The sequence below is a fragment of the Marinoscillum furvescens DSM 4134 genome (assembly GCF_003386095.1).
Taxonomy (GTDB): Bacteria; Bacteroidota; Bacteroidia; order Cytophagales; family Cyclobacteriaceae; genus Marinoscillum; species Marinoscillum furvescens.
The window spans coordinates 57,471-70,260 of record NZ_QREG01000019.1; the positions used below are offsets into that span (position 1 = coordinate 57,471).

Consider the following 12,790-nt stretch of genomic DNA (forward strand, 5'->3'; position numbering starts at 1 on the left):
ATGGGAATATTAGAGTTAGTCAAAAGTCAAAAAAAAGCCAGTCAGAGGCTATCAAGCTATTTATGGTTATTGATGCTAATCGGTGTGTCAATTGCTGTAATTAGAGGTTTGGTCTGGATAGGTGTTTTGTTTGGAGCCGTGTTGCTTAGTGTCTATTTGTGGAAAAAAACAAAAAGGAAAGAGCATACTGCATTGGTTGGGCGTCTCTTTTCCGCAATTAGGTATTTCTATGCCATTGTGACTGTGTTCATGGTAGGTATCTGTATGCGGTTGTTTTTTTTTGAAGTGTATGCCATTCCTAGTTCATCCATGGAGGCCACACTGGTACCTGGAGACAAAATAGTTGTCAATAAACTGGCCTATGGTCCTGTATTACCTCGTTCTCCGTTAGAGGTCCCGTGGGTTAACCTTTTCTTTTATCTGACAATGGATAGTATCACAGAGTCAGATCGGAACTGGTGGGGGTATAGAAGATTGGCGGGGTTTACTGACATCAGTGAAGGAGATGTATTGGTTTTCACAAAAGGCGCTATGAATGAAACACCATTCATCAAGCGCTGCGTAGCTGGCCCTGGCAGGGAGTTGGTAGTAATCAACGCCATACCAGACCATTTTACAGGTGATGAAATACACGGGACTTTGGTGCCTATGGATATCTGGACTCATGATGTCTCGGCAACAATGCACCGATTAGATTCTATAGGCATAAATTCTCGAAGGTCGGCCTTTTTGGGGGCACGAAAATCGAATGCTGCGTTGCAAGCTAGATTGCCAACTAATGCTATTGAGAGGGTTAGATCTTGGGGTGTAATTGATTCATTAAATGTAAAGCCTGAAGCGCAAGAACTCCGGTCTCGATATTTGCGAGCTATTGACTCCACCTGGACCATCTATAATTTTGGTCCTTTGCGCGTGCCTTACAGCGGGATGAAATTAAAGCTGAACGATAAGTTATTTTATACATATAAAGGGGTGATTCGCAAATTTGAAGGGGTGGATCTCCAGTATATGGATAACAGGTTTTTTGTGAATGGTCAAGAGATATTTGAATATGAGTTCAAAGAAGACTATTATTTTATGATGGGAGATAACCGAGAGGATTCAAATGACTCCAGATACTCTCAATTTGTTCCAGAGAGAAATATACTTGGACGGGCAGATCGAATTTTGTTTTCCAATGATTGGCGAGGGGTTAATTGGAGACGTTTGTGGTTGAAATTGTAAGAAGAAATTGGGGAATCGACCATATACATATCAAAAAAAGGCATTTACGGTTCTTATCGTTTTTGCTTGCCTGGTGTTGATAGGAATTAGTGTTTTGTCACGGCTTGATGTGCAGCTCACTCCATCAAATTCATTACCGAAGCTTTCAATTCAATTTTATTGGCCGAGTGCATCGGCCCGCATTATTGAAAAAGAAGTGACCGCCCCGCTGGAAGGTGTGCTAGCGGCTATGAAGGGGTTGAAATCAATTCGCTCGGTCACTAAACGGGGACACGGCAGGATTAATCTGGAGTTTAAAGAACAGGTTTCTATTGATGCCATGCGTTTTGAGGTGGCAAGTTTGGTCCGACAGGTTTACCCTGACTTGCCGGAAGATTTGAATTATCCAAGCATTTCTCTCAGTTCATCAGGTCAACAACCCAAACCACTCTTAACTTATGCTCTTAGTGCTTCTGTAAGTTCCTATTTTATCAAGAAGTATGCAGATGATCATATTAGTTCATCCCTTTCAAATATAGATGGTGTTGGTGGTGTTCAGGTTTATGGAGCTACTCCTTTTTACTATCGTTTGACCTATAATGCCGACGAGCTGACTCGTTTGGGAATTAGCATTGAGGATATATCAAAGGCATTACGGACTTACTTTGATATACGGTATCTAGGGCGTACCACTAGCGATGAGGGGTTAGAGTTTTCAGTAGCGATGAGCCAAAGACAAGGGGGGACTTTTGAGCTTTCACAAATTCCTGTCAAGTCAATCAACGGACGGTTAATTTATTTGAATCAATTAGCGGATTTGAAGTATGAAGAGAAGAGGGCAGATGCTTTTTATCGAGTGAACGGCCTAAATATGCTCAATATTGTCGTTTACCCTGAGGATGGTGTTAATAATCTGAAAGTGGCTGATCAGGTAAGGGCACACATGTCAACAATGGTAAAAGAACTGCCAGAAGGGTACGGGCTTAGTCTTGTCTATGATGAAACTGAATATATAAAAGAAGAACTCCGAACGATCATTCAAAGATCCCTATTTTCAGTGCTGGTTTTGTTCATATTCGTACTACTGGTAAGTAGACAGCTAAAATACTTACTACTGATTTTCTTAAGCATAGTGAGCAACCTTGCTGTGGCGGTGGCTCTATATTATTTTCTCAGGTTGGAGATTCACCTTTATAGTATGGCAGGAATCACCATTTCTCTTGGGCTTATCATTGATACGAGCATTGTCATGATAGATCATCTACGAAATAAGGGAGACAAACGAGTGCTTGTAGCGATATTGGCTGCTACATTTACCACGCTTGGCGCCTTGTCAGCTGTTTTTCATATGAAGGAGAGTCAGCAAATAAACCTAATTGATTTTGCAGTAGTAATAGCTATTAATTTAACAGTATCCATCTCAATAGCATTGTTTTTTATACCAGCTCTGATGGAGAATATCCCCTTAAGCCGAAAAATTAGCCGACGATTGATTAAGAGGAAAAAAAAAGTAATCCTCTTTAATAAGCTTTACGGGAGATATATACTTTTTTTAAGACGTTTTCGATGGGGTTTAATTCTTGTCTTGATTTTTGCTTTCGGATTACCAATACATTGGTTGCCAGATCATCAAAAGGAACAGACCTGGTGGAGCAATGTTTATAATGAAACTCTCGGTAGCGAATGGTACCAGAGCGAAGCGGCTCCTTTATTAGAAACATTGCTGGGAGGATCATTGAGGTTGTTTACCGAATATGTTTTCGAAAGCTCTTTTTATGCCGAGCCAGAGCGCACGACTTTGCATGTGAGAGGGAGTATGCCCAGGGGGTGTACCATACAGCAGTTGAACCAAGCTGTTATACGCATGGAAGACTTCATTAGCCAGTTTGATGAAGTAGATGTGTTTAATACATCTATCACTGATCCACAAAATGCTCATATTGCTATCTATTTTAAGGAAGATCATGACAGATCAGGCTTTCCCTATGTGCTCAAGAGTCGACTAGAATCGAAAGCTATTTCATTGGGAGGCTTAGACTGGTCCGTATATGGGGTGGGTAGGGGATTTTCTAATGCGCTGGGGACTGGGTTTCGAAACAGCCGAATACAATTAGAAGGTTATGATTACGAACATTTGCATGAAATAGCGACTACTTTGAAGAAGTCCTTGCTCACCAACCCCCGAATAAAGGAAGTGGATATCACTGAGCCGCGGAGTTGGGGTGCTGGTATTGATTCAGAGTATTACATGGAGTTTGATGAGGAACGTTTGGCTCTAAGAGAATTGAGTAAGACACATATTTATGGGTTTTTAAAGGCACGAGTATCAGAAGTGACTTTTGGGCAGGTATATTTGGATGGGGCTTTACAGGAAGTGGTTATTCAGCCAGAAAACTTCAAGTACTTTGACGTTTGGAGCTTGAGAAACACACCAGTACTAGAAAGAGAAAAGCTATTTAAGCTTAAAGAAATAGCGTCTCTGGAAAAACGTAATTCCGGTAATAACATACATAAACGAAATCAACAGTATCAGTTGCAGGTGGCTTATGATTTCATCGGGCCTGATTTGCTGGGTAAGAAAGTCAGAGACCAATATGTAGAGGATCTTCGATTAAAGTTGCCATTGGGATTTAGAGTTTTTATACCTACTTGGGGAGGGTGGAACAAAGATGATGAGAGTCAGTATTACCTCATCCTGTACATATTAGTTGTCATTTTTGTGGTTTGTTCTGTGCTTTTTGAGTCTCTTAGGCAACCATTTTCCATTCTCCTTATGATACCAGTTTCATTTATTGGGGTCTTCCTCACCTTTTATCTGTTTGACATCAATTTTGATCAAGGGGGTCTGGCAGCCTTTGTTATGGTGGCAGGTCTCTCAGTTAATTCTGGTGTCTATATCATTAATGACTTCAATTTGCTGAAAAAGGGCATGCCCTGTCCAGAACCTCGGGCTTATATCAAGGCTTTTAACCTAAAGTGTATACCCGTATTTTTAACCGTTTTATCCACTATCCTGGGGCTGGTACCGTTTATATGGCAGGGGCAAAATGAAGTATTTTGGTATGCCTTTGCCACTGGTACCATCGGAGGTTTGGTGTTTTCGTTGATTGCTGTGGTGTTTTACCTTCCATTGTTAATTAATAAAGTTGATTTCAGTCAAAAGAATTAACTTTTTCTTCGTGACACGAATGATTCCTTTTTATTGAGCATTTCACCAGGACGGAAAGTGACTAAATACTTAATTTCCAAGTAATAAAATCCTACCGCTATAAAAAACAACAAATTAAAATGGCTACTCAGAATAGTGACAGCATTAGTGATAGCTTTTTTCTTCGTTTTCTCCAATATTAAAGCTCAGGAAGCAGAGAGATTTGCTTTAGAATTATATAAACTGAATAAGGCTTTTACGGAAGAGCAGGCAAAATCAGCACGGTTGCAATTGGAGCTGGATAAGTGTAAGCAGCAATAGTGAAGTTGTATGGATGGCTTTAAGAACCATCATTGCAAAAATAAAAGGGGCCGAGGCCCCTTTTCGTGTTAAAAACTGTGGTGAATACTGATCTGTGCCTGGTTTTTGGCCCAGTTGACGGTGGTTTGTCGCATCCAGCCAAGCTGGGCACGCATGTTTTTGAGTAGCCCATACCCCACGCCTACGTAAGTTCGGTTTCTGTCAAAGTACTGCACGGAAAGTCCATCACCTATATCTGTTTGTCCATTGATAAACAGCTCATTGTACAGGGCGGCATACACCACGCCTTTGCCCAAACTCGTGTCATTAAAAGGGACGTTTAAAAAGAGATTGTACCGGTACCTTGTTCTAAAATCCTGGTTTTCTACAAATCGTTGTTCGTACCGCACGCGGTGGGTGAGCAGAAAACGATTTCCGATCTTTTGTGGAAAAAGGGCTTCCTGATAGATTCGATGCTCTACTACCGAGCTGGTGCTTTCGCCAAAAGCCCCTGTAGAGATAAATCCATATCCCTGAGTAAACTGGATATTGGCATTTTGAGGCCTGTAAGTAACGCCAGTTCGCAGCAGGATTTGCTCCCGGTCGGCACCAAAATCCCAAAACCGAAACTGGTAGTCACCCTGAATACCAAACTGACTGTTTTCAAACGATTTGTTGAAAAAGTACATGTACCAGGCACCCAATTGATCTTCGTCGGGACCTTGTGCGTACAAGGACAGGGTGCACAGTGTGATAAGTGCTGAAAGTAAAAAGTGTTTAATGCGCATAATGATTTTGCTGTAGCTGTCCGAAGAACTACATCGTGGCTGGTAGCACGCTTTTCTTTTTTTGGCAGGCCAATAATAGCACATTTGGGGTAATTACAGAGGGTACCAGGCGTATTATTCTGCTGGAGCTACGGTAATAAGAAGGAATAAAAAATCCCGAAAGGAGGTATCGGCAATGCGCTACCTTTGGAACCTTTCGGGATATTACCACCACGCTAAACGGAGACTACAGTACACGCATGGCTGTCAGGGGCAGTCATGGGCATTTAGCGTCGTGGGCAACAAAATGATATTGTTTTTAAGGGTTTCGCTCAATGATCAGTTTTCGACTGTGTTTTTGATCGCCTTGCTGCAGTGCCAATAGGTAAACTCCAGGTTTATAGGTGCTTACGTCTACATTCAGTGAGCTTTTTTTCATGGTTTGTTCATATACTTTGCCCCCATGAAGGCTGTAGAGCTCTACGGTGGTGGCGGGCTGTGCCTCAATAGCAAGCCGGCTTACGGCCGGATTAGGGTACACTCTTACCAGCGAAGAAGAAGCCGTAGGGCTGGTGAGTTGCCTGTTTCCACTCCCGGTACTGATGGAGACGACAAAGGCCACATCAAAGGAAGTGTAAGCGATGTTGTCATACCACATAATTCCGCCATTGTACACGTTGGAGTAGTGGTATCGGATGGAGGCATTGGTTAGCTGGAAAGTATACGTTTGGTTGTCTACCAGAGTAGGTGGGTTGGTTAGGGTGATTTCTTGCCAGCCGCTACCGGCGCTCACTCCACTTTGGGTGTAAATAGGTGTGCCAGACACGCCATTGCCGGCGTATATCTTGAGTGTGGAGTTTGATATGGCATATACCAGCTTAGCTTCTATAGCTACCAGTTGGCCATCAGCTATAGCTGTAAAAGACTGTCCCATGTCATGAGCGTTGCCATAGGTAAAGATGCTGTTGCCTTGCAGCTGCTCTATGGTGACTATGGTGCCACCACCACCTCCAGAGGATTGGGTTGTGGCACTGGCTACGCTGCTCGCGGCAGTATTGGATCCATCACTAGCCAGCACTTTGTAATAATAGGTCGTGGAAGCAGCTAGCGAGCCATCGCTATAGCTGGTGCTGTTGGCACTTAGGGTAGCTATGGTGGTGTAGGTGCCTCCAGAGCTTGTAGAGCGTTTGACAAGGTAGGTCGTTTCATTGGAGGCATTGTCTGTCCAGCTTAGGTTGATCTGAGAGGAAGATATGGCACTAGCGGCAAGGTTGGTAGGAGCGGCGAGCGATCCACCTCCGCCATCTCCGCCTGTGAGCCCAAAAAATTTGGCAGCCCAATAGGAAGAAAAGAAGTTGACATCTGTGGCATAGGATCCGGTATTTCCGCCTTGCTTGGTGCCATTGCCCGGATCGATGGCTATGGCATGGCCCATGTTGTTGATGCTGTAGGTAACTACTACCGGGTCACCAGAGCTGTTGCGGTATTCTTTTCGGCTTACTACGCTGTTGCCATCAAAGGCATTGTCCGTAGCATCGGCGGTTTGGTCGGCACCGTGTACATTGGTCCATTGTTCCATGATTTCATTTTGGTTCATGTAGTACACCGTGTAGTCAGACGTGCCGTGGAAAACTGCTACTGTAGGCCAGGGGCCGGAATGGTTGGAGGCATTTCTTACGGCATTGCCGTGTTGGTTGGGGCTCTTGTTTACATTGCCAAACATTGCCTGAAAGGCCTGGTTGCTGCTGGTTGCTACTTTGTAGGGGAGTCCTGCCATCACTGCGCCACCGCTAAATACATCCGGGTAGGTAGCTAGCATCACGGTGGTCATGGCGCCTCCGGCCGAAAAACCGGTTACAAATACCTGATCACTGTCTATCGAATAGTTGTTTTTCATGTAGTCAGTCATGTTTTTCAGCGAGGCAGCTTCACCATATCCCCGGGAGATGTCGCCAGTCTCAAACCAATTGAAACATTCAGAGGAATTGTTGCTGCTTTTTTGCTGTGCATAGATGATATAAAACCCGTAGGTGTCTGCCAGGCTATTCCAGTCACTTTCCGATGCGTACGAACTGGCTGTCTGTGTGCAGCCGTGGAGTACCAGCACCAGTGGTGCATTGGAGGGCATGTTGTTAGGAATGTACGTGTACATTTTTAGATTTCCAGGATTGGATCCAAACGATGATACAGCATTCAATTGGGCTGATAGCGCAATAGTCCATAGCCAGAATAGAGTGGTTGAGGTTAATTTTTTCATAGGTATTCATTTTTGGTCTACTCTTAAGAAATTGATCATTTCCCTGTTCTATTGGAAGTTTCTGCCAGATTGCGGGGTGCGGACTTTTTGGCCTATGGGTACATTTTGGCTCGTTTGAAGCTTATAGCCACGTTTTTAGAAGTCGGACTTTGTAGCTACACTTTTATGAAATTTTCAAAACATGCCCGCTTGGTGATCAGTCTAAAATTAAAAGTCCGGGTAAGGAAAAAACGTCTTTAATTGCTTTAATGGCATATAATGAGTCATATATGGAAGCCTGAACAGCAATAGTCCATGTTGCTTTATTTTCTTTTCCTAATATCCTGGGGTATCAAATTTCTATTTTTAGCCTAATCAAATTTCAAGAATTTCAATACGAACGGACATTATCAATGAATAGACTAGCAAGTAAAGTAGCAGTGATCACCGGGGGTGCGTCAGGTATAGGCAGAGCGGCTGTAGAGAAATTTGTAGCGGAGGGTGCCAGGGTCGCCATATGGGACGTAAACGAACAAGCAGGGCAGGAGCTGGAAGCCAGATTTCCCGATCAGACTGCATTTTTCAAGGTGGACACTTCTCGTGCCGATGCTGTGGAGGATGCCACAGCCCAAACGTTGGATAAGTTCACTACCGTAGATATACTCATCAACAATGCCGGAATCACGCGTGATGCTACGATTAAGAAAATGACCCATGAGCAATGGGATCAGGTGATCAGCATCAACCTTACCGGAGTTTTTAATTGTGTGAAAGCGATCTCACCGGTAATGATAGCAGCCGGCAGTGGCCGTATTATCAATACCTCATCCGTGGTAGGAGTATATGGTAATTTTGGGCAAACCAACTATGCTGCTACCAAGTCTGGAGTGATCGGCATGAGCAAAACACTGGCCAAGGAGCTGGGAAAGCACGGCATTACGGTAAATGCCGTAGCACCCGGGTTTATTGCTACTGACATGGTGCGCGCCATGCCACAAAAGGTCATCGATATGATGGAAGGTAAAACACCGCTGGGCAGGCTGGGAGAACCTTCAGATATTGCCAATGCATATACATTTCTTGCTTCAGAGGAAGCTTCATTTATTAGCGGTTCGGTCCTCAGTGTGGATGGAGCTGTCACCCTTTAACTGATCCAAATGAGAAGAGCAACACTAACCGGAATTGGGGCTTATGCACCCAATCAGGAAATTCCCAACAGCTACTTCAATGAGCTGCTTGGTGAAGACGTAGACACCTGGCTTCAGGAAAATGTAAACATCAGCACACGCCGATGGTGTACAGCATCAGAGTCTGTGGCCGATCTTTGTGAGCAGGCTGCCCTGGAAGCTATCGCTGATGCGGGATTACAACCTGAAAATATTGACCTCATCATTGTGTCTACGGATACTCCTGAGTTTATTTCACCTTCTACCGCCTCTGTGCTGCAGGATCGACTTGGGCTCACAAATGCAGGAACCTTCGATCTGAATACGGCATGTGCGGGTTTTGTGACGGCTATGGATGTAGCCGCCAAGTACATAGCTGCCGACGAGCGTTACGAACATGTGTTGGTGCTGGGTGGCTATGCCATGAGCAAGTACCTAAACAAAGCCGATAAAAAGACTGTGACGCTTTTTGCTGATGGAGCTGGTGCCGTAGTGATGTCTGCAGGTTCGGGAGAGCGTGGAATGCTGGCCAGTGACCTGAAAACCGAAGGACAGTACAATAGCTGGATGGGGATCTATGGAGGTGCTACTCGCATGCCTATAAGTGAAGACGTAGTGGCCAATAAGGATCATCAGCTCAAGTTTGTGCATAAATTCCCCAAAGAGCTCAACCCAAAAATGTGGACGGAAATGGCTCAGGACATCTGCCAGCGCATCGGAGTGGATCCGCAAGACGTGGATCATTATTTTATCACCCAGCTCAACTTCAACTCCATCAATGAAACCATGGACAACCTGGGAGTAGACCGGGCAAAAGCACATATGGTCATGAATCAGTATGGCTATACGGGATCGGCGTGTATCCCCATGGCACTGCATGATGCTTATCAGAAAGGCAAAGTATCACCGGGTGACTTGATGATATTTATAGGGTCAGGTGGGGGGTTGGCCTTCGCTGCAGCAGCTATTCGGTTTTAGGCTATGAGTAGTTTAGCATCTTCAGACCAGATCGTGGCTACGTGGATCGTAGTGCTACTGTATATGGCCGTGATTCTGTTTTTTGTCGTGCGTGGAGCCATACGTGTGAAGACCATAAGTGACTATGCGCTGGGCAGTATATCGTTTTCGCCGTTGGCTGTGGGACTGGCACTGGCGGCCTCCATGACCAGCGCGGCTACCTTTATTATCAACCCGGGCTTTATAGCCTTGTATGGGCTGAGTGGAGTGCTGTCGTTCGGTATCGTTATGCCCCTGGCCATCTTCGTGTCGCTCATTGTAATGACCAAGCGTTTTCGCAAGTCCGGTAGCCACGTAAAAGCGCTGACTATGGCCCAGTGGATGGGCAAAATGTACAATAGCTCTTCCTATGGTATTTTCTTTGCTTTTTTGTCGCTGCTACTGATCACTTTTATTGTCTTGATTTGTGTGGGGCTCACACAGGTGCTTTCCAGTGCATTGGCGCTGGAGCCTCTGGGGGTATTGGTATCGGTGATCGTTTTCGTGTTTGGTTACATGATGTTCGGCGGAGCCAACTCCATGGTTTATACCAATGCCATTCAAGCTACACTTATGCTCATCGTGGCGGTGGTGCTGCTGGCGTCAGGGGCAGATTTATTTGATGGGGGATTGTCGGGTTTTAAAGCTCAGTTGGAGGATATCGGTCCTCACTTTGCTAGCTGGACCAACCCTGAAAGTTTTTTGTTTCGAGACTATTTTGAGATCATCTTTTGCCAGGTGGTTATTGGTATAGCCATCGTTTGTCAGCCACATGTTATTACTAAGTCCCTGCTGCTCAAAGACGAGCAGGACGTCAACCGTTATTTGCTTATTGGTATCCTGGTGCTGGTGGTGTTTTTTCAGGTAGTGATCGTTGGGCTTTTTGCGCGATTGCGCTTTCCTGATCTGATGATCAGCGGGCAGCCGATTCCTATGGACGGTATCGTGTCGGCGTATGTAGTAAGTGAGTTTTCTGTATACGTGACCATTTTGGTCGTGTTGGGCTTAATTTCTGCTGGCTTGTCCACCCTGGAAGGGCTCATTCAGTCACTGAGTGCGTCGCTCACCGCAGACCTGATCAAGCCCTTGTTCGGTAAACGATTTAGTGCCGACCCAGACCGGAAATCCCGCCAGGAGGTATTGGTCAACAAATTGGTCATCGTGTTTCTGGCTATCGTGAGTTTTATGTTTTCTTATCAGCAGCTATTATCACCCAATCTGAGTGTGGGGATCTTTGCTCAAAATGGGGTGTATGCTTACTTTTCGGCAGCTTTTGTTCCCGTATTTTTCGGTATGTTTATCAAAGGAGTACGACTTAAGACCGTATATACAGCTTCTATTGTAGCGGTAGTTGTGCATTTTTCGGTGTATTACGGCCAGTTTATGCCTTATATGAAAGAAACCGTAAACAATCCCGCCATAGCCAGTACGATGGCACTGCTGATGTCTGGCAGTGTGGGGTTAATCATGCATTATACAGGAGGGAGGCAACATGTATAGCAAAGATTGGATCAGTAGGTGGGCAATGTACAGCCCAGAGAAGGTCGCCATAGAAGAACTAGAAACGGGCCGGTCAATTACCTATGCGCAATTAAACAGACGGGCCAATTTTTTGGCCGAGTGGATGACTAAAAACCTGGGTCTCAGTAAGGGTGATCGGGTGATGGTGATGGCAGAGCATTGCATCGACTATGTGACGCTGTTTTCTATAGCGCAGAAGACAGGAATTATACTGGTACCGGTCAACTACCGTCTGGCAGCTTCTGAAATCGACTACCTGATCAAAGATGCAGACCCAGCATGCTTGATTGTAGAAAATAAATTTGCGGATATAGCCAAAGCTCTTCAGGTAGAACTCCCACGAATGGAGTTGGAGATGCTGCCAGAAGGGGAGTCGGAGACTTTTGTGCCCCACGCTATCCACGAAGATGATCCCTTATTTATCCTTTACACTTCGGGCTCTACGGGTTTCCCCAAAGGAGCGATGTACTCGCACAAAATGCTCTTGTGGAACAGTCTAAATACGACTCAGAGCCTGGAGATCACTGCAGATGACCACACAGTAAACTGTATGCCGCCCTTTCACACTGGAGGCTGGAATGTGCTGCTTACACCAATGTTGCACCGGGGAGCTACGGTTTGTTTGATGAAGAAGTTTGATGCCGACCGGGTGTTGGAGCAGATCGATAAGTCCAACGCTAATCTATTTATGGGGGTGCCTACCATGCTTAAAATGATGGCCGAGAGTGCTGCCTTTCAGTCATGCTCACTGGCGTCTATACGTTATTTTATTGTAGGTGGCGAGGCTTTACCACTGCCTGTAATACACCTGTGGCATGAGCGTGGAGTGAAAATCCGACAAGGGTATGGTCTCACAGAAGTAGGGCCAAATATCACTTCACTGCATCAGGAATACGCCGCTCAAAAGATCGGCTCTATAGGCCTGCCCAACTTTTATGTGGAGTATGCTTTGCTCGACGACTTGGGCAATCAGGTGCCGCCTGGAGAGGTAGGGGAGTTTTGCCTAAAAGGCCCTATGGTGACCCCCGGGTATTGGAAAAACCCGGAAGCTACTGCTCAATCGATCGTTCATGGCTTTTTTCACACTGGCGACCTGGTACGACAAGATGCTGATGGCTTTCTGTACATAGTAGACCGTAAAAAGTGCATGTTTATTTCTGGTGGCGAAAACGTGTATCCTGCAGAAGTGGAACGTGTGCTACGCGAGCTCGAGGTGATCGATGAGGCTGCTGTAGTAGGTGTCAAAGACCCAAAGTGGGGGGAAGTAGGGAAGGCATATTTGTCTATAAAATCTGGTATGACCTACACCAAAGATGGCATCATAGCTCATTGCCAGTCTCGATTGGCGCGGTTTAAGGTGCCCAGATACCTGGAAATTGTAAATGAGCTTCCAAAAAATGGAAGTGGTAAAATAGATCGAAAAAAATTGGCTAGCCTGGCATAGTCCTACACA

At 45.2% G+C, this 12,790-nt stretch carries 8 protein-coding genes; 6 read left to right on the forward strand and 2 right to left on the reverse strand.

What is annotated here, in order from left to right; translation table 11 throughout:
• Both lepB and C7460_RS17570 read left to right on the forward strand, forming a co-directional pair.
• Positions 1-1,224, forward strand: coding sequence for a signal peptidase I (gene lepB, locus C7460_RS17565; RefSeq protein WP_115869442.1), 1,224 nt, complete (start codon positions 1-3; stop codon positions 1,222-1,224).
• Positions 1,225-1,231: 7 nt separating this feature from the next.
• Complete coding sequence (locus C7460_RS17570) at positions 1,232-4,372, forward strand: efflux RND transporter permease subunit (RefSeq protein WP_115869443.1); 3,141 nt, start codon at positions 1,232-1,234, stop codon at positions 4,370-4,372.
• 368 nt (positions 4,373-4,740) lie between these two features.
• On the opposite strand, the gene C7460_RS17575 is transcribed toward C7460_RS17570, so the two are convergent.
• Positions 4,741-5,439, reverse strand: a complete 699-nt coding sequence (locus tag C7460_RS17575) for a DUF2490 domain-containing protein (protein WP_115869489.1) — start codon at positions 5,437-5,439, stop codon at positions 4,741-4,743.
• A 298-nt stretch (positions 5,440-5,737) separates the two neighbouring features.
• Positions 5,738-7,675: an extracellular catalytic domain type 1 short-chain-length polyhydroxyalkanoate depolymerase gene (locus C7460_RS17580; RefSeq protein WP_115869444.1), complete on the reverse strand. Its 1,938-nt coding sequence runs from the start codon at positions 7,673-7,675 to the stop codon at positions 5,738-5,740.
• A 392-nt stretch (positions 7,676-8,067) separates the two neighbouring features.
• Between C7460_RS17580 and fabG the strand changes: the two genes are divergently transcribed.
• Genes fabG through C7460_RS17600 form a run of 4 tightly spaced genes read left to right on the forward strand, consistent with a single transcriptional unit; the run spans position 8,068 to position 12,781 of the window.
• Positions 8,068-8,802, forward strand: coding sequence for a 3-oxoacyl-ACP reductase FabG (gene fabG, locus C7460_RS17585; protein ID WP_115869445.1), 735 nt, complete (start codon positions 8,068-8,070; stop codon positions 8,800-8,802).
• 9 nt (positions 8,803-8,811) lie between these two features.
• On the forward strand, positions 8,812-9,798 hold the full coding sequence (locus C7460_RS17590; RefSeq protein WP_115869446.1) for a 3-oxoacyl-ACP synthase III family protein: 987 nt from the start codon (positions 8,812-8,814) through the stop codon (positions 9,796-9,798).
• Positions 9,799-9,801: 3 nt separating this feature from the next.
• Positions 9,802-11,316 carry a sodium:solute symporter family transporter gene (locus C7460_RS17595; RefSeq protein ID WP_115869447.1) on the forward strand — a complete coding sequence of 505 codons (1,515 nt, stop codon included), beginning with the start codon at positions 9,802-9,804 and terminating at the stop codon, positions 11,314-11,316.
• Complete coding sequence (locus tag C7460_RS17600; protein WP_115869448.1) at positions 11,309-12,781, forward strand: class I adenylate-forming enzyme family protein; 1,473 nt, start codon at positions 11,309-11,311, stop codon at positions 12,779-12,781. Before C7460_RS17595 ends, C7460_RS17600 begins: the two co-directional genes overlap by 8 nt.
• Positions 12,782-12,790 lie beyond the last annotated feature (9 nt).